This window comes from Serratia sp. P2ACOL2 (assembly GCF_003691565.1).
Taxonomy (GTDB): Bacteria; Pseudomonadota; Gammaproteobacteria; order Enterobacterales; family Enterobacteriaceae; genus Serratia; species Serratia liquefaciens.
The window spans coordinates 1,716,008-1,734,030 of record NZ_CP033162.1 but is presented as its reverse complement, the minus strand read 5'-3'; the positions used below and the strand labels follow the sequence as shown (position 1 = coordinate 1,734,030).

Genomic DNA, 18,023 nt, shown 5'->3' with positions numbered 1-18,023 from the left:
GGTGAATAATGGAGACAATTCACCGCAACAGCACGCAACAAATGAACACCCGGTATTCTTTCTCAGGCGACCTCCTTGCGAGACTCGGCAATACGTTGATTGACCCAGTCATCAATCTCGCTTTCAACGAAGGCAATGGCGCGAGTGCCAATTTTTACAGATGCAGGGAATTGCCCCTGGGACATGAGGCGGTAGATCCAGGCCTTACTGTAACCAGTTCGGCGCTGAACATCAGGAAGGCGAATTAGACTCTGTGACATTGGTATAGCTCCTGTAGTGTATCGCGGTCTACGGGAGCTATCTTGCGTGATTCTTAAAATTCTATGGGCAATATTGCAAATAATAATTGAAATATTTCACTTCTAGTCGATATCCGACAACCAGTTCTCGACAGTAACACCACTCGGACAATGAAGTCCTTTTGACTCCAAGTCCGTTCTAATCTGGGCCATTTTACCATCAATGTATTTTCTTGGATTTTTTGCTACATCTTCGTCATACATGAGAATCAAGAGGTTCTTAATGAATTTCGCTTGGGCATTTACTGTTTTCTTCGACTGTTTAGGCTTGTTTGTTATAGAGGGTGTATTTAGAGTTTCTACAAGTTTGTCTAAATTAGGTGTCCTGGCCACAAAATATACATCTTCTGGGAAGGTTGGTGCTGGAATGTACCGTTGATGTGCATCTGGGTCCCACATGCTGATTGACTTAATGCTTTCGAATAGACCTATTATGTTTTTGAAAGCCGGATGGTTAATGTCTCCAGCAACTGAAGCTGCTGTATATAAACTTTCCAACTCACGATCCACATTAATGAACTCCTGTAGTTGGAAAAGTCCTGTGGGCCCAGCGCTTATTGTTACCCCTCGAATGAGATCTTGCTTTTTTGATGGTTTTGGAAGACGCAGGTGATCACAATATTGTTCTTCGGCAAATAGTCGCTCGATACCTAACAAAGGAGTATCCTGAACACCACTTAAACTGGTCAAATCGAAGGCTAGAGGAACAGCAAAATCAATAAGTCTCTCTGGTGAAAAAGATTCACCAACATACACCCCCCAATTATCGTGAACATAAACTTCTTTATACTTCGCTGCTATGTGCATTTTTACCCTTTGAATCTCAACTTTCTTAGCTATTTTCGGTGACTGCAAGTTTACCGATAAAGTGAGGTGCCCATCCAATGCAAACCGCAACACATCCGTGACCGCGACTTGTTCCTCAATCTTATTTTCGAGATATTTAGCTGCTTCCTCGAGACTTAGCCATTTTCTCAGGCAATTCAACTTTGACAAAGATACCTCCTGTATCTCTTTTCCTGTAGTGGGCACCATAAATTAGCCACGGTTTTAGATTTTTCCAGAACAATCGTTCTGATTCATTCGGCGTCAAACCACAATTATATTGATGAGATCTGAACTGGCTGTAATATCCCGTTATGTAATTCGTTATCGCTATACTGGTTTCGCTATAATTAGCGTATCTATTATCCGGCACCCACTCCGTTTTCAGACTTCTAAAAAACGTTACATCGGGTTGTTATTCCAGCAACTCAGGCTTGGCTTTAACTGATATCTCCATAGTAACGGTCCGAAATCAATCCCTGCCGGGATAGTGACTATCTTGATCCGAAAGACACAGCAAATTAGCGGATTTTCCTCGCACTTCCCAGGCCAGGGACAGCGATTTCGCTGTCAGTGCAGAATCCGGCGAAAATAACATCGTCCAGCCAAGTTGGTTTACGGGGAAGATCAAGTGCAACGGCTAAATAAGCCCAACGTTTACCCGTCCAGATATAATTCCCGTCACTGAACCAGACATGATTAGGCTCTGTTACTGCTACTGCAAAATGGCGTTCCAGATAATTGGGGATCTCCAAGTGTTCCTTAGACGCCTTTTTATATAGATGGCCAGGCTGCTGACAATTGATGATACTAAGTTTTTCCATTAACTTTGTTGCTCGCCAGCGGCTCATTTTTACGCCTTTGGTGGTGACCATTGCGGCAATATTTCTTGCATCTGCAGAGCCATTACTTTCACGAACAAGACTGAGTAATGCCACGTGTGTGGCATCAGGCCTCTTTGGTGCCGCCAGTATTTATAGCTGCTGCGATGAACCCCAAACACGTTGCACATAACGGCAACAGGAAACAGCGCCTTAAGTTTATCAACTAATGAGAACTGTCCAGGGAGTCTGACATCAAGATTGCGGTAGTCTTTTAAATACATATCGTTAAATTCAATGCGTTGCATTCTTTTCTTCAGCTCACGTTTTTCAATCTGCTCAGGTATCATGGGTGAAACTATGGGTGATTTTCCCGCTCGTTCTTGTTTCAACTAGAGGACGTATTTTTCCATTGTGGATTTGCCAACATTCATTGCCATGGCAGCAGCGGTAACGGTGTAATGCTGTTCGAGTACAAGCTGGGTAGTTCCAAGGCGAAACTCGGGGCTAAAATTGTGTCTGTGACGTCCGATCATAATGTCACCTGTTTTTGACTATTAGGCGATGATATCACCTCGATTCAGGTGGCCAAATTCACTATGCCACTACATCCCTCATATGCTTTTGCACCAACTGATGGGGCAGCGACATTCAGTAACGGACCTAGGTGATAGCGATTTTACTGTCGCACATGATGCGCTGTCTATTCATCTAGCCCTTTCACACATCGATTGATTGTTTCAACATATGAAGGTAGGTTCAAACAGCCTAAAGTCGGTTCAAACTCGGTTCAACAATTCAACAAAAGCCATTATAAAACATATAAATAATTAATTGAACCTACCGAACCGACTGAACCTACCTACTTTTCTCACACATGAGAGAACACCTTGAGACGATCCCCCCCTCTGGCGGCAGCTTACGAGCGCTCCTGCGAGTCGATATAGTCGGCATACCACTGCAGCATTTCTCTACGTCCCTCAAGGTACTGCGCATGGTTGTAGGTACCCCTGATGCTGTTCTTATCGACGTGAGCGAGTTGTAGCTCGATCCAGGAGCTATTGAAGCCCTGTTCGTGCAATACGGTACTCATCGTATGTCTGAAGCCGTGACCGGTCGCTCTGCCGCTGTATCCAATGCGTCTTATCAGAAGGTTCATTGTCATTTCGCTGATTGGCTTATCGCCACGGCCTCGCCCAGGGAATGCCAGTTCGCCCCGCCCACTTATTGGGTGGACGCGATGCAGTATCTCAAGAGCTTGCTTTGATAGAGGCACCATATGGCTACGCCGCATTTTCATTCTCTCCGGCGGGATTTCCCAAATTGCATTATCCATATCAATTTCACGCCACAATCCACCGCGAAGCTCACCAGGGCGCAAGCCGGTAATAATCAGCAGCCTTAAGGCAAGCTTGACCACTTCGCTGCCACGATATCCATTTACTCCGTAGAGAAAGTCTGGCAATTCATCTGATTTCAGGTGAGCGTAATTATCGCGCTTATGGGGTTGAAGTGCGCTGGATAGGTCGGGGGCTGGGTTATATTCAGCTCTACCTGTAACAATGGCGTATCTCCAAACTTCAGCACAGCGCTGTCTAACTTTGCGTACTTTTTCGGTTGCGCCTCGACGTTCCATTTTAGATAGCACGTCTAATAATTCGAGGGGTTTAATATCTTTAATTGGACGGTGGCCAATATAGGGGAAAACGTCTTTTTCAAATGCGTTCATCATGTCCTTGCTGTATCCCTCAGACCAGCGTTCGACATTACGTCCGTACCATTCTCGGGCAATAACCTCAAACGTATTAGCCTGCTCCAAAAGCAACGAGCGTTTATTATCTTTGCGTACGTCACTCGGATTTTGACCATTGGCAACCAACTTACGCATTTCGTCGCGTCGCTCTCTAGCCTCGGCCAGAGTCACCAATGGGTAAGTCCCCAGAGAAAGCATCTTTGCCTTGCCAGCAAATCGATATCGAAAACGCCATGCTTTGGAACCGTTGGGTTCAACTATGAGAGACAACCCGAAACCATCAGTTATGCTGTATTGCTTGATATCAGGCTTTGCACGCCGAATTTGGAGATCAGAAAGAGGTGCCATGTGTATAGTTTTCCTTGCCGATGTGTATAGCTACTATGAACGCGAAAAACTATACACAAAACTATGCACACATGTATGTAGATTTGAGTTGATTTGGGTAGACGTTGAAATATCGAAGATCGATTGAAAGCTGGATGGTAACTGGATTTAGTAGACTTTAAGAGAGGTTAATAGAGGTTGGAATGGCGGAGGAGCAGAGATTCGAACTCTGGAACGGTTTCCCGTCGACGGTTTTCAAGACCGTTGCCTTCAGCCACTCGGCCACCCCTCCGCAACGAGGCGAACTATAAACAGAGCTGATCCGCTTGTAAAGCCCAAGGCCGTTCAACCGAACGAAAAACCAGCACCTCACGCTTGAGCGTTGAAGAAACCGCCAACTCCGGCTCAAGGTTGCAGCAATGATAACTAAGGGTAAAGATTGGTAAACAAACTTTAATCAAACGCTTGCGCTGCCTATCATCGTCACTAATTTTGTGATGACCTGACTAAGAGAGATCATTATGGACCGTATTGTCGTCTCATCCTCCTCGCGCGACTCTTTGCTGAGTACGCATAAGGTTCTGCGTAACACCTATTTTCTGCTTTCACTGACGCTGGCTTTCTCGGCACTCACCGCAACCGCCAGCACCATGCTGGGGCTGCCGGCACCGGGCCTGCTGCTGATGCTGGTCGGCTTCTACGGGCTGATGTTCCTGACCCACAAGCTGGCTAACAGCCCTGCGGGCATCCTGGCGGCATTCGCCCTGACCGGTTTTATGGGTTATGCCCTGGGCCCCATCCTCAGTTCATTTATTAATACCGGAGCCGGCGACCTGATCATGCTGGCGCTGGGAGGCACCGCAGTGGTGTTCTTCTGCTGTTCAGCCTACGTACTGACCACCCGCAAGGATATGTCGTTCCTGTCCGGAATGATGATGGCCGGTTTTGTAGTACTGCTGGTGGCGGTGATCGCCAATCTGTTCCTGCAGATCCCTGCCCTGCACCTGGCGATTAGCGCACTGTTTATCCTGTTCTCCGCCGGCGCCATCCTGTGGGAAACCAGCAACATTATTCACGGCGGCGAGACTAACTACATTCGCGCCACCGTCAGCCTGTACGTATCGTTGTACAACATGTTCATCAGCCTGTTGAGCATTCTGGGCTTCGCGCGCAGCAACTGATTCGGCGTCTGAGTCATACCCAAAGCCCCGCTCCGGCGGGGCTTTATTTTTTGCGGCGGTAAAAGTTTGCTAAACTGGCGGCCGTTCTGAATTACCCGTTACCGAGGCAGTATGTTGGAGTATCAAGGTCAGGTTATTGAAACTGACGCACAGGGTTACCTGAAAAACAGCGCCGACTGGCACGAGGCCCTGGCGCCGCTGCTGGCCGAGCAGGAAGAAATCACGCTAACCGAGGCGCATTGGGAAGTGGTGCGTTTCGTACGCGGCTTTTACCTGGAATTTAATACCTCACCGGCGATCCGCATGCTGGTCAAAGCTATGGCGCAGAAGTACGGAGAGGAGAAAGGCAACAGCCGCTACCTCTATCGCCTGTTCCCCAAAGGCCCGGCCAAACAGGCAACAAAAATCGCCGGTTTGCCGAAGCCGGTAAAATGCATCTGAGACGCTAATAGCTAATGCTGAAGCCTTGATAATCTGCCGTACCGCGCGGTTCCACCAGCACGCGATCGACACGTGCGCTACGCGGACCGCCGCTTTTCAGCCATTCCACCAGTTTATCCACCTGCGGTTGCTCGCCGCAGGCCACCACCTCGACGCTGCCGTCATCAAGATTGCGCGCATATCCGCTTAATCCCAACGCCGTCGCCTGATGCTGGGTGTTGTAGCGAAACCCTACCCCTTGCACCACGCCATAGACATACGCAGCAATACAAACTTGTGTCATAATCGGCCCCTTATCGAATTTCGTTTATGGCATTTTCTGTGCGTTCGCACGGCAATGTCACTCTTTTTACCTAGCTGGCAGCATTCTTAATTATGACCGTACGCCTGTTTCTCGCCAAAGGACGTGAAAAGTCCTTACTCCGTCGCCACCCATGGGTCTTCTCCGGTGCCGTTCAACGTATTGAAGGTAAAGCCCTGTCCGGCGAAACCATCGATATTCACGACGCGCAGGGAAAATGGCTGGCGCGCGGCGCCTACTCGCCTGAATCGCAAATCCGTGCCCGTGTCTGGACTTTCCAGCAGGATGAAGACGTTAACATCGAATTCTTCATCCGCCGTTTACAGCAGGCACAAAGCTGGCGTGATTGGGTTGCGAAGCGCGACGGGTTGGACGGATACCGTCTGATCGCCGGTGAATCCGACGGCATGCCGGGCATCACCATCGATCGCTTCCAGAATTTCCTGGTGTTGCAATTGCTGTCTGCCGGCGCCGAGTATCAGCGTGCTGCGCTGATTACCGCTTTGCAGCATTGCTACCCGGAATGCGCCATTTACGATCGCTCAGACGTCGCGGTGCGTAAGAAAGAAGGCCTGCCGTTGGCGCAAGGACCGGTATTAGGTGACCTGCCCCCTGCTCTGTTGCCAATCACCGAGCATGGCATGAAGCTGTTGGTGGACATTCAGCAGGGCCATAAGACCGGTTTTTACCTCGACCAGCGCGACAGCCGCCTGGCTGCCCGTAACTATTCCGCCGGCCGCCGCGTGCTTAACTGCTTCTCTTATACCGGCGCATTCGCGGTATCTGCATTGATGGGCGGTTGCTCACAGGTGATCAGCGTAGATACATCGCAAGCGGCGTTGGATATCGCCAAACAGAACGTTGAACTGAACCGGTTGGATCTGAGCAAGGCCGAGTTTGTGCGCGATGACGTGTTCCAACTGCTGCGCAACTACCGCACGCAGGGTGAAAAATTCGATCTGATCATTATGGATCCGCCGAAGTTCGTCGAGAATAAAAACCAGCTGGCCAGTGCCTGCCGCGGCTATAAAGATATCAACATGTTAGCGCTTCAGTTGTTGAATCCAGGCGGTATTTTGCTGAGCTTCTCCTGCTCCGGTCTGATGCCTACCGATTTGTTCCAGAAAATTTTGGCCGATGCCGCTGTAGATGCCGGGCGTGATGTACAATTTATAGAGCAGTATCGTCAGGCTGCCGATCACCCGGTAATTGCGACTTACCCTGAAGGGCTGTATTTGAAAGGGTTTGCGTGTCGGGTGATGTAACTTGAAATACGCTGTTTTGCCCTCATATAGAGAGCAAGGCACTGTTTCTCAGGAGGTCATCATGATTGCCAGCAAATTCGGTATCGGACAACAGGTTCGGCATAAGCTGCTGGGGTACTTGGGGGTGGTAATTGATATCGACCCTGAATACTCTATGGAACAGCCTAAAGCTGATGAAATAGCGGCGAATACCGATCTACGTTTCGCCCCTTGGTACCACGTGGTGATGGAGGACGAAGAAGGCCAACCGGTGCATACCTATCTGGCGGAAGCACAGCTGGATGGCGAAGCCCAGGATGCCCATCCTGAACAACCTTCACTGGACGAGTTGGCGGAATCTATCCGTCACCAGCTCCAAGCCCCGCGCCTGCGCAACTGATTAGCCAGGCCTGAGAAACACCCAATAAGGGCCTGGCATTTGTCAGGCCTTTTCTTTTACCGGCTTTCAGCGCTCCAGACCCAGGCGAGGAAGCTCGATTTTAGGACAACGGTCCATTACCACCTTCAATCCTGCCTCACGTGCCAACGCCTCGGCCTGTTCATTAATAACGCCAATTTGCAGCCATAACGCTTTGGCACCAATCGCAATCGCCTCTTGCGCTACGCCATACGCCGCCTCCGAATTACGGAACACATCAACCATGTCCACCGGGTGCGGAATATCTTTCAGCGTGGCATAGGCCTGCTGGCCAAGCAACGTTTGCCCTGACAGCTTGGGGCTGACCGGCGTTACCTGATATCCCTGTGACAGCAAATAAGCCATGACACCAAAGCTGGGCCGGGATGGATTATCACTGGCACCCACCAGCGCAATGGTTTTCACCTGCTTGAGCAGGTCGGCAATCTCGTGGTCTTGCATCTTCAGCTCCAATCATCAACGGGCGACTTCCCTATTTCGAGTGTACTCTATCGGCTTTAAATCGGCTAAACGCAACCATGCGGAAACTCCCGGCCACTTTTGCGGTCTGATGCTGTCACTGCCAGCATATCCGGCTCAAATAAATGTCCAAATGAAAATAAATATGTACATTTGTAAACCAAACCGTAATGCTGAAAAACTTTGACACAATCTATGGCGTATTCAACACTAATAGCGATGCCACTTATAAGGAGATAACCATGAAATTTGGTCTGATGGTTGCGGGGCTGCTCAGCATCAGTATCAGCATGCCTGCCGTGGCTACGACCCTGAAACTCTCCCCGGACATCGATCTGCTGGTGGTCGACGGCAAGAAAATGACAGGAGCGTTGTTAAAAGGTGCCGACAGCCTGGAGCTGGATGGCGGGCAACATCAGTTGCTGTTTAAAGTGGCCAAGTCTGTACGTTCAGGACAGCACGAACAAACTGCCTATACCTCCCCTCCGCTGATCGCGACCTTCAGTACGCAGAATGTCAGCTCCGTTGCCATTGAGCTGCCGCGTATTGAAAATGTACGTGATGGCCAAAGATTCGATAAAACGCTCAACTATCAAGTGATTGATAAGAACGGTAACGCGCTGGCGATGAAACACGACGTGCTGCATGCCGATGGCGCCACGCTCAGCGTCGATTTGGAAAAAGTCATGGCGGACTACAACAGTCAAAACCGCCCGGCCTCGGTGCCGGCTTTCACCCAGGTGCGCGCGACTACGCCTTCCTCTCCGCTCGCCAGTGCCGCGCTGAACTCCCCCACGGTCACTTTGAAGGGTGAAAACGTTTCCGAACAGATGCTGCAATACTGGTTCCAGCAGGCGGACAAAGAGACGCAAAAGCGTTTCCTCCATTGGGCGAATAAACAGCCCGTGCGTTAAGATTACCGGCGCCTTTATTTAAAGGCGCGCTTTCTTCGCATTTTCAGGTGTAAACGCTAGGCAGTGAAAAACAGTTTCAGTAATCTGTCGCACATCCCCTGATTAGCGAAGGACATCGAGATGGAATTTACTACCCGCACTATCGCCGCGCGTAAACACATTGCGCTGGTGGCACACGATCACCGCAAACAAGCCCTGCTTGCCTGGGTTGAAGAAAACAAATCCGTCCTTGAGCATCATCAACTGTACGCCACCGGCACTACCGGTAACCTGATCCAGCGTGCCAGCGGCATTCCGGTGCAAAGCATGTTAAGCGGCCCGATGGGAGGCGATCAGCAGGTCGGCGCGCTGATTGCCGAAGGCAAAATAGATATGCTGATCTTCTTCTGGGATCCCCTCAATGCGGTTCCCCACGATCCGGATGTGAAAGCGCTGCTGCGTCTGGCGACGGTATGGAACATTCCCGTCGCCACCAACCGCTCAACGGCGGATTTCCTGATCGATTCTTCACTCTTCAAACGTGAAGTGGAAATTGCCATTCCTGATTATCAGCGCTATTTGCAGGATCGCCTGAAGTAACGCTCGCGGCCTGGTTTCCGCCAGGCCTTAATTTTAAGGCTTCTTCTGAGCAGGAACGCCGAGATCCTGCAGTTGTTCGACGAAGACCGACGGACGTTCACGATCCTGCAGTAACCAGACCTGGTGCTTGGCGCGAGTCAGCGCTACATACAGCAGTCGCCGCTCTTCGGCATCCGGGAAATCTTCCGGCTGCGGCAACAAAACATCCTCCAATACCGACTCACGCGCGACCGCCGGAAAACCGTCGCTGCCTTGGTGCAAACCGGCGATGATCACGTACTCCGCCTGCTGCCCTTTACTGGCGTGAATGGTCATAAACTCGAGGGTCAGTTTTGGCCAACGGGTCGCCGCTTTTGCCAGCGCCTGCGGTTTCAAATGGTGATAGCGTGCCAGCACCAGAATTCGCTCATCCGGCTTGGCATAACCGCTCAGCTTGTCCAACAGATTTTCAAGCTGCTCATTCGGTAATAAAATCACCGATTTCTTATTGCCCTTGCTCAGGCTGTTCAACGGTTTTTTCAGCTGATGCGGGTTCTGTTGCACAAAACGGTTCGCGATCTCGCCGATACGATCATTGAAACGGTAAGTGGTATCGAGCGCACACTGGGCACCTTCGCCAAAGTTCTCGGCAAAGGCGGTGGTCAACGTCAACTCGGCCCCGCTGAAGCGGTAAATGGCCTGCCAGTCGTCACCTACCGCAAACAGACAGGTTTGTTTATTTTGTTTACGCAACGCTGCCAGTAATTGCGCACGCTGGGGTGAAATGTCCTGGAACTCGTCCACCAGGATGTGTTTCCACGGGCTGACGAACCGACCTTTCTCCAAAATATTGACCGCCTGGTGGATCAGGCCTGAGAAGTCCACCGCCCCTTCCTCTTTCAACGCTCCTTTCCAGGCCTTGAGCAAAGGAGCCATTAAGCGAATGCGTTTTGAGAACAGGTCACGGACCTCTTCATCCGCCTGTTCGATCATTTCTGCCTGGCTACCGCCGTGCATGCGCATCAGGCCCAACCAGCGTTCGAGTCTGCCGGCCAACCGCTCCGCCAGGCGCTTGTCCTGCCAAAAATCGCCTTCGGGCACTTCCCATTCCAACTCTTCAATCAACCATTGGCGCCAGCCTTTAGCCTGGGCTTTTTTCTCTGCGCACTGCTGCTGCCAATGAGTAATCAGCAAAGCCCGGCGAGCCTTGCTGTCGGTTTCCAGCTTACTGATCGCCGGCACCTTGCGATTGCCCTGTTGGATAATCTGTAGTGCCAGTGCATGGAAGGTTTTGGCCTGGATAGCCACGCCGCCCAGCCGTTCCTGAATGCGTTCGTTCATCTCTTCCGCCGCCTGGCGACCGAATGCCAGCAGCAGTATTTGCCCGGGTTCGGCCTCCTGACGGCGCAATAGCCAGCCCGCGCGCGCCACCAATACCGAGGTTTTTCCGCTGCCTGCTCCGGCCAATACCAAGACCGAGTCTTCACCGTTAACTACGGCGCGACTTTGCGAGTCGTTCAGCGGTGAGCTTTCTATGCTCTGGAAGAAATCCTGGTGCGTCTCCAGCATCCGTTCGGTCCACTGCCGGTTACGCTGCTCCACGCTGTGCAACCCGTGCTGCAGCCATTGGCGGCAGAGTTGATAATCTTCCCGACAGTTGTCAAATTCCTCCAGCCGTGCAACCGGCATGGGCAAAGCACCGAAAGACTGGCGAATCTGTTGCTGCAACTTGCCCAGTTCGGATTTCTTAAACCACTTATCCTGCTGCTCAATTCGCTGAATATGTTCGACCTGTTGCTGCAAAACGCCGGCGCTGACCTCGCTCATCTCAGCGCTCCATTGCTGCCAGGCCTGCTGGAGGTAATGATAGAAACGCTGAGTTTCCTGCCATTCAGTCCCGTGCAGGCGCACCACTTTTTCATCCGGCAGCTCAAACTCCAGCTCGCCCCAGACGATGCCGCGCTTGCATCTAACCTGAATCAACTGATTGAAAGGAATAAGGTATTCATGCTTTTCACCGCTCACCTCGACCCCGGCGTGCAGCAACCGCACGCGGTTATAAGGATGCTGAGCCAGGTGTTTCCCCAGCGATGTCGCTTTAAGTTCCATATCTTCGCGCCATGACTATGTTGAGATTAAATAACGGATATCTGCCAGTTTACCTGCGATAAGCAGTGGCACTCTAGCGCTAAAAAAAGGGTAGAATAGATTTTGCGTTTTGATAGCAAACGCAACCGCATCGCGGTTTGGCCATCATTAGAGCAGAATGACGACTATGCGTACTGTACTGAATATTCTTAATTTTGTGTTGGGCGGTTTTGTCACTACCCTGGGCTGGCTGATCGCCACGGTATTTAGCGTGCTGTTGATCATCACCCTGCCACTGACTCGCTCCTGCTGGGAGATCACCAAGCTGTCGTTACTGCCGTTCGGTAATGAAGCTATTCACGTTAATGAGCTTTACCCGGAAAAAAGTAATGCGCTGCTTTCCGCCAGCGGCTCGCTGCTGAATATTGTCTGGCTGATCCTGTTCGGCTGGTGGCTCTGCCTGTCGCATATCGCCGCCGGTATTGTGCAGTGCGTAACTATTATTGGCATTCCGGTGGGCATTGCCAATTTCAAAATCGCCGCCATTGCCCTGTGGCCGGTTGGGCGTCGCGTGGTCTCAGTAGAAATGGCGCAACAGGCCAGAACTGAAAATGCCCGTCGTCAGTATCAGCAGCGTTAATTTTTTCTCCGCCCGAGGAGTTTTTTGTGCTCTCTTTTGCACCAGCAATACGCCGTTATGCCTACAACAGCAACCTGCTTTATGACCTGCGTATTTTTATTGCGCTGGCCGGCGCAGCCGCCGTCCCCTGGTGGCTCGGTATTCCGAAACTCACTATTCCCCTGACTCTGGGGGTGGTGGCGGCGGCGTTGACCGATTTGGACGACCGCCTGACCGGCAGACTACGCAACTTGCTGATTACGCTGGTGTGTTTCTTTGTTGCCTCCGCCTCCATTGAACTGCTGTTTCCCTACCCCTGGCTGTTCGCGCTTGGCCTGACGACCTCCACCTGCGGCTTTATTCTGTTAGGTGCTCTGGGACAACGTTACGCCACCATTGCATTTGGTGCCTTGCTGATCGCGGTTTACACCATGCTCGGCACTTCGATGTATGACGCCTGGTATCAACAGCCTATGCTGCTGATCATTGGTGCCCTGTGGTACAACCTGCTGACGCTGATAGGTCATCTGATCTTCCCTATCCGTCCTCTACAGGAAAATCTGGCGCGTTGTTACGACCAGTTGGCGAATTATCTGGACGCCAAAGCCAACCTGTTTGATCCCGATGCCGAACAGGATGCAGACCTGCCCTGGATGGATGTTGCCATGGCCAACAGCACGCTGGTGACTATCCTCAACCAAACCAAGGCTTCATTGCTGACGCGGTTAAAAGGCGATCGCGGCCAACGAGGCACCCGCCGCACACTGCATTACTACTTCGTTGCGCAGGACATCCATGAACGCGCCAGCTCCGCGCACGTTCAATACCAGGCGCTAAGCCGACAATTCCGTCATAGCGATATCCTGTTCCGCTTTCAGCGCTTGCTCAGCATGCAGGCTCGTGCCTGCCAGCAGTTGGCCCAGTCGATTTTGATGCGGCAAAAGTATCAGCATAACGTTCGCTTCGAACCGGCCTTTGGCCGCATTGATGAAGCTTTAGCGCGCGTTACCCTTACCCCGGAAAATCGCGAGTTGACCAAGGCGCTGTCGCACCTGTTGAAAAATTTTCGCGCGATTGACGCACAGCTGGCAAATATTGAATCCGAACAGGCATTGGCCAACGGCCAGGTGGAAGAGAACAGCCTGTCGGATGACCGGCTCACCGGCTGGAGCGATATTCGCTTGCGCATCAGCCGCCATCTGACGCCGCAATCGGCCTTGTTCCGCCATGCCATTCGCATGTCTGTGGTGCTGTGTATTGGTTATGCCTTTATTCAATTTACTGGGATGCAGCATGGCTATTGGATCCTGTTAACCAGCCTGTTTGTCTGCCAACCCAACTACAACGCCACTCGCCGCAGGCTGGCATTGAGGATAATCGGCACACTGGCAGGTATTCTTGTCGGGCTGCCAATCCTCTATTTTGTGCCCTCGGTGGAAGGCCAACTCGTGCTGATTGTGATTAGCGGCGTTTTGTTTTTTGCTTTTCGCACCGTGCAGTACGCACATGCCACCATGTTTATCACCCTGTTGGTATTGCTGTGCTTTAACCTGCTGGGCGAAGGTTTCGAAGTCGCCGCGCCGCGCGTTTACGACACGCTGCTGGGTTGCGCCATCGCTTGGGCCGCAGTCAGCTTTATCTGGCCTGACTGGAAGTTCCGGCAATTACCCACGGTGGTCAGTAAGACGCTGAACGCCAACTGCCGTTATCTGGATGCCATTTTGGTGCAATACCATCAGGGAAAAGACAACGGACTGTCCTACCGTATCGCTCGGCGGGATGCGCACAACAGTGACGCGGAGCTGGCATCGGTGATTTCAAATATGTCTGCCGATCCCAAAGCCAATAAAGACGTTCAGGATGCGGCCTTCCGTCTGCTGTGTTTGAACCACACCTTATTGAGTTATATCTCGGCGTTGGGGGCACACCGTGAACGCCTGAATAATCCTGCGACCCTGGATCTGCTGAATGATGCTGTCTGTTATGTCGATGGCGCCCTGCATCAAGAAGAGCAGGACAGTGGGCGCATCACTCAGGCGTTGGAAAGCCTGGCTGAACGAATTCAACACGCGGCGCCGGAACCGGAAAGCAAAGATCAATTGGTGTTGCAGCAGATTGGGCTGGTGATTGAGCTCTTGCCGGAACTCACGATGCTGAATGCGCAAATAGGTAAGTCGGCATAATCATTCAGGGCCTTTCATAAGGCCCTGGACTCTTGGGTTATGGCCGTGGCTAAGCAGCATCATGGTGCGGTCAAACCAGTGCGTCAGCTCGCTGCGTAATTCCGAAGGCAAAGCGGCGTGATGATAGCCGGCGATGGCCCCGCCTAATGAAAGCAGCACCCGCAACCCCAAATTTTTTTGCTGCTGCAGTAGCCGAAGATAACTGCGCTTGGCCCCGTTTAACCGCAAATCATAAACATTACGAATACCGGCTCGCCACAGCAAACGTTCCATATTGATGTCGATATTCGGTAAGGTTTTTAACCGACTCTGGTTGTCCGCTTTAATCTCTTGCTCCCGACGCGCTTCGCGAATGGCCTGCCAGGCTAACCCAACCAGTTCATCCCTATCACGCCACAAGGTCTCATCTACCCAGTAATAGCGCATAGTGATAGGCACACCGCGTTTGGAGTAAACCATATTGACCATACCGCGTGAGCGAAAGACCGATTCCAGCCCCTCCGTAGCGCGAAGATAAAGCTCTCCTTCAGCGATAACCGCGAACATGATGCCGTCGGCCAGTACCCCGTAGCCCCCGAACTGCGAGCGAGTAGTGATAGTGCCCAATGCGCAAAAACAGGCCTTGGCCTGTGCGATCCTTCCCGTTGATTTCCCTTTCATAACGTCCTCCTGGTGTGGGTTAGCGTTCTATCATTTCCCGTATCAATGAAATAAAACTAACGTGAACAAGTAATTAGAAAAATACGCACTATCCATGGGCATGCCAATCACAAAACTCTGCCGTATAAAAAATGATCGCAATTATGCGAGGTGCTACGAAGATTTGGGTTGATCTTACTGACAACTGGATGTACTGTATAAACATACAGTGACACTACGGGCGGGATACTTTATGCGTACTCAATCACTCTACAAAACCCATTTCAGCCACACCTCTTTTGCGGTGAACAATGCTGCAGAAAACACAGATGCCGGCAACAAAAATGGCCTTATCAGTGAACTTGTTTACAACGAGCATCAGCCCGCAGTGGCGCAATTGTTGCTGCCTTTGCTACAGCAGTTGGGCATGCAGTCGCGCTGGTTGTTATGGCTGACTCCACAGCAAAAGCTGAGTAAAAGGTGGCTACAGCAGTCCGGCCTGCCGGTTGGGAAAGTGGTGCAGCTGAGCCAAATCAGTCCGCTGGACACGGTCGAAGCGATGGAAAAAGCGTTACTGACGGGAAATTACAGTGTCGTACTCGGCTGGTTACCCGATCTTACGGAAGAAGATCGTCTAAAATTAAGACGCGCGGCAGAATTAGGTAACGCTTATGGCTTCATTATGCGTCCTCAACGTGACATAAACCCGATTCACGGACAGTGTTCCACCCTAAAAATTCACTCTTCTTTGTATCATTAAGTAAATTTAGGATTTTTCCCATCATTTTCATCGTTCTTCAAGGGAACCTTTATGGGATCAGGGGAAAAGCGAGTGCGGCTGCGGTTCCGCGGCCCAAAACGAAGGCTGAATTGCTCGTTTTTTTGCCGGTTAATGTTAGTAAATATGTACGATTCCGCGTTTTTTTTTAGAGCTTTATCACATCACACTTGTAACTTTCGCGCCACGTTGTAGACTTTACATCGCCAAGGTTGCTCTATAACGCCAGATAAACTGGCCGAGTAACAAACGAGGGCTCAAACCTTGGCGAAGGAATTTAACCAAGGGCTTAAAACAGCTTTAAAGCTCATTGCCTATTTGGATGATAACGAGGCGCAAAATGAAAAAGACAGCTATCGCATTAGCAGTGGCACTGGCTGGTTTCGCTACCGTAGCGCAAGCCGCCCCAAAAGATAATACCTGGTACACCGGTGCTAAACTGGGCTGGTCCCAGTACCATGACACTGGTTTCTACGGCAACGGTTACCAGAATGGTATCGGCAATGGTCCGACCCATAAAGATCAACTGGGTGCTGGCGCGTTCCTGGGTTACCAGGCGAACCAATACCTGGGCTTCGAGCTGGGCTATGACTGGCTTGGCCGTATGCCTTACAAAGGCAGCGTGAACAACGGTGCTTTCAAAGCACAGGGCGTTCAACTGGCAGCTAAACTGAGCTACCCAATCATCGACGATCTGGACATCTACACTCGTCTGGGTGGTATGGTATGGCGTGCTGATTCCAAAGCTAACTACGGCAATGGCACTCGTCTGAGCGACCACGACACTGGCGTTTCTCCGCTGGCTGCAGTGGGTGTTGAGTACGCACTGACCAAAAACTGGGCTACTCGCCTGGACTACCAATTCGTTAGCAACATCGGTGATGCAGGTACTGTCGGCGCACGTCCAGACAACACCATGCTGAGCCTGGGTGTTTCTTACCGTTTCGGTCAGGATGATGTTGTTGCTCCAGCACCAGCTCCGGCTCCAGCTCCAGTTGTTGAAACCAAGCGTTTCACTCTGAAGTCTGACGTGCTGTTCAACTTCAACAAATCCACTCTGAAAGCAGAAGGCCAACAGGCTCTGGACCAGCTGTACACTCAGCTGAGCTCCATGGATCCTAAAGATGGTTCTGTTGTAGTTCTGGGTTACACCGACGCCGTTGGTTCTGACCAGTACAACCAGAAACTGTCTGAAAAACGCGCTCAAAGCGTTGTTGACTACCTGGTATCTAAAGGTATTCCTTCAGACAAAATCTCTGCACGTGGTATGGGCGAAGCTGATTCCGTCACTGGTAACACCTGTGGCTACAAAGCTGGTCGTGCTACCAAAGCACAGATCGATTGCCTGGCACCAGATCGTCGCGTAGAGATCGAAGTTAAAGGTATCAAAGACGTTGTAACTCAGCCACAAGGCTAAGCTACCACTCTTAGTAAAAAACCCCGCTATGCGGGGTTTTTTTTCGCTCAAAATCAGCGGAACTGGCTACGTGCACCCTTTCACGGAATCACGGAATCACGGAACGGGACTTACTGTTCGTCTTTACCGAGAATGGCTTTTAAATCCTGTTTCAGCGATGACATCTGACTGGCATACTTCTCTTTACGTTCCGCATCTTCAATCAGCTGGACCACGGTTTCTGACAAAGTCACGCCGCGGCGACGAGCCAGGCCGGCCAAACGCTGCCAAACCAAAAACTCCAGATCGATAGATTTTTTACGCGTATGTTGGTGTTCTGCGTTAAAATGACGTTTACGCCGTGCGCGGATCGTCTGCTTCATCCGGTTATCCAGTTCCGGATTCATATGGTGGCTAATCCACGTCAGCACTTTTACCGGCTCATTTTCCAGCTTCAGCAGCTCTTCAATGGCTTCCTGAGCAAGGCTGTTTTCAATGTGGCGGGTAATAGCTTCCCCTTCCCGATGCTTCTTCACCAGGTACTTCCATTTCCAACCGCTCTCCAGATTTTCCAGTTGCTGATATTTCATCATGAGCTCTTCAGTGACCGCGTAACTTTAATTAAGCATAACAGCTTTACGCCGAATTTCCCCGGCAATTACCCCTCTTTTAGACTGTTTTTTGCACAGTCATCGCGCGATGTCAAACTCCCTGACACCAACTACGACTCTGCATGTATCAAGCTGTCGTTATTCTTG

Annotated in this window: 18 protein-coding genes, 1 tRNA gene and 1 pseudogene; 10 read left to right on the top strand and 10 right to left on the bottom strand. The window is 51.0% G+C overall.

Going from position 1 to position 18,023, the window contains the following annotated elements:
* Nucleotides 1-62: 62 nt before the first annotated feature.
* From EBA31_RS08310 to EBA31_RS08290, 5 genes and pseudogenes are all read right to left on the bottom strand, one after another.
* A complete protein-coding gene (locus EBA31_RS08310) occupies nucleotides 63-260 on the bottom strand; it encodes an AlpA family transcriptional regulator (RefSeq protein WP_122078294.1) in 198 nt (65 codons plus the stop codon).
* Nucleotides 261-362: 102 nt separating this feature from the next.
* On the bottom strand, nucleotides 363-1,295 hold the full coding sequence (locus EBA31_RS08305; protein WP_122078291.1) for a hypothetical protein: 933 nt from the start codon (nucleotides 1,293-1,295) through the stop codon (nucleotides 363-365).
* A gap of 52 nt (nucleotides 1,296-1,347) precedes the next feature.
* Nucleotides 1,348-2,481: pseudogene (locus tag EBA31_RS08300) on the bottom strand (IS3 family transposase); the annotation flags it as partial.
* Nucleotides 2,482-2,864: 383 nt separating this feature from the next.
* Entirely contained in the window at nucleotides 2,865-4,046 is a 1,182-nt protein-coding gene (locus EBA31_RS08295) for an integrase arm-type DNA-binding domain-containing protein (protein WP_122078288.1), read from the bottom strand.
* 183 nt (nucleotides 4,047-4,229) lie between these two features.
* Nucleotides 4,230-4,317, bottom strand: a tRNA-Ser gene (locus EBA31_RS08290).
* Nucleotides 4,318-4,546: 229 nt separating this feature from the next.
* Here EBA31_RS08290 and yccA point away from each other — a divergent pair.
* Together yccA and tusE are read left to right on the top strand one after the other, a co-directional pair.
* Nucleotides 4,547-5,206 carry an FtsH protease modulator YccA gene (gene yccA, locus EBA31_RS08285; RefSeq protein WP_004942825.1) on the top strand — a complete coding sequence of 220 codons (660 nt, stop codon included), beginning with the start codon at nucleotides 4,547-4,549 and terminating at the stop codon, nucleotides 5,204-5,206.
* Nucleotides 5,207-5,317: 111 nt separating this feature from the next.
* Nucleotides 5,318-5,647 carry a sulfurtransferase TusE gene (gene tusE, locus EBA31_RS08280; RefSeq protein ID WP_020826184.1) on the top strand — a complete coding sequence of 110 codons (330 nt, stop codon included), beginning with the start codon at nucleotides 5,318-5,320 and terminating at the stop codon, nucleotides 5,645-5,647.
* Nucleotides 5,648-5,651: 4 nt separating this feature from the next.
* Here tusE and yccX read toward each other — a convergent pair whose 3' ends face one another.
* Nucleotides 5,652-5,930, bottom strand: a complete 279-nt coding sequence (gene yccX / locus EBA31_RS08275) for an acylphosphatase (RefSeq protein ID WP_122078285.1) — start codon at nucleotides 5,928-5,930, stop codon at nucleotides 5,652-5,654.
* Between the two features lie 92 nt (nucleotides 5,931-6,022).
* Here yccX and rlmI point away from each other — a divergent pair, with 92 nt between their 5' ends.
* Nucleotides 6,023-7,213: a 23S rRNA (cytosine(1962)-C(5))-methyltransferase RlmI gene (gene rlmI, locus EBA31_RS08270; RefSeq protein WP_044549619.1), complete on the top strand. Its 1,191-nt coding sequence runs from the start codon at nucleotides 6,023-6,025 to the stop codon at nucleotides 7,211-7,213.
* Nucleotides 7,214-7,274: 61 nt separating this feature from the next.
* Nucleotides 7,275-7,592 carry a heat shock protein HspQ gene (hspQ, locus tag EBA31_RS08265; protein ID WP_020826181.1) on the top strand — a complete coding sequence of 106 codons (318 nt, stop codon included), beginning with the start codon at nucleotides 7,275-7,277 and terminating at the stop codon, nucleotides 7,590-7,592.
* A 66-nt stretch (nucleotides 7,593-7,658) separates the two neighbouring features.
* Here the strand turns inward: hspQ and EBA31_RS08260 are convergent, their stop codons facing one another.
* Nucleotides 7,659-8,072, bottom strand: a complete 414-nt coding sequence (locus EBA31_RS08260) for a CoA-binding protein (RefSeq protein WP_046373973.1) — start codon at nucleotides 8,070-8,072, stop codon at nucleotides 7,659-7,661.
* 260 nt (nucleotides 8,073-8,332) lie between these two features.
* Here EBA31_RS08260 and EBA31_RS08255 point away from each other — a divergent pair, with 260 nt between their 5' ends.
* Together EBA31_RS08255 and EBA31_RS08250 are read left to right on the top strand one after the other, a co-directional pair.
* Nucleotides 8,333-9,004, top strand: coding sequence for a DUF2057 family protein (locus EBA31_RS08255; RefSeq protein WP_122078283.1), 672 nt, complete (start codon nucleotides 8,333-8,335; stop codon nucleotides 9,002-9,004).
* Nucleotides 9,005-9,124: 120 nt separating this feature from the next.
* The gene (locus EBA31_RS08250) at nucleotides 9,125-9,583 is read left to right on the top strand and encodes a methylglyoxal synthase (RefSeq protein WP_020826178.1); all 459 of its coding nucleotides are present in this window, start codon (nucleotides 9,125-9,127) and stop codon (nucleotides 9,581-9,583) included.
* 33 nt (nucleotides 9,584-9,616) lie between these two features.
* Here EBA31_RS08250 and helD read toward each other — a convergent pair whose 3' ends face one another.
* Nucleotides 9,617-11,671, bottom strand: coding sequence for a DNA helicase IV (gene helD, locus EBA31_RS08245; RefSeq protein ID WP_122078280.1), 2,055 nt, complete (start codon nucleotides 11,669-11,671; stop codon nucleotides 9,617-9,619).
* Between the two features lie 166 nt (nucleotides 11,672-11,837).
* Between helD and EBA31_RS08240 the strand changes: the two genes are divergently transcribed.
* Both EBA31_RS08240 and yccS read left to right on the top strand, forming a co-directional pair.
* A complete protein-coding gene (locus EBA31_RS08240; protein WP_020826176.1) occupies nucleotides 11,838-12,290 on the top strand; it encodes a YccF domain-containing protein in 453 nt (150 codons plus the stop codon).
* A 26-nt stretch (nucleotides 12,291-12,316) separates the two neighbouring features.
* Nucleotides 12,317-14,452, top strand: coding sequence for a YccS family putative transporter (yccS, locus tag EBA31_RS08235; RefSeq protein ID WP_122078277.1), 2,136 nt, complete (start codon nucleotides 12,317-12,319; stop codon nucleotides 14,450-14,452).
* Here the strand turns inward: yccS and EBA31_RS08230 are convergent, their stop codons facing one another.
* Nucleotides 14,453-15,112 (bottom strand): TfoX/Sxy family DNA transformation protein, encoded by a 660-nt coding sequence (locus EBA31_RS08230; protein ID WP_122078274.1) that lies wholly within the window; start codon nucleotides 15,110-15,112, stop codon nucleotides 14,453-14,455.
* Nucleotides 15,113-15,344: 232 nt separating this feature from the next.
* Here EBA31_RS08230 and sulA point away from each other — a divergent pair, with 232 nt between their 5' ends.
* Together sulA and ompA are read left to right on the top strand one after the other, a co-directional pair.
* Nucleotides 15,345-15,851: an SOS-induced cell division inhibitor SulA gene (sulA, locus tag EBA31_RS08225; protein ID WP_044549608.1), complete on the top strand. Its 507-nt coding sequence runs from the start codon at nucleotides 15,345-15,347 to the stop codon at nucleotides 15,849-15,851.
* A gap of 358 nt (nucleotides 15,852-16,209) precedes the next feature.
* The gene (gene ompA / locus EBA31_RS08220; protein WP_020826172.1) at nucleotides 16,210-17,286 is read left to right on the top strand and encodes a porin OmpA; all 1,077 of its coding nucleotides are present in this window, start codon (nucleotides 16,210-16,212) and stop codon (nucleotides 17,284-17,286) included.
* 110 nt (nucleotides 17,287-17,396) lie between these two features.
* Here ompA and matP read toward each other — a convergent pair whose 3' ends face one another.
* Nucleotides 17,397-17,855 (bottom strand): macrodomain Ter protein MatP, encoded by a 459-nt coding sequence (matP, locus tag EBA31_RS08215; RefSeq protein WP_122080598.1) that lies wholly within the window; start codon nucleotides 17,853-17,855, stop codon nucleotides 17,397-17,399.
* Nucleotides 17,856-18,023: the final 168 nt, after the last annotated feature.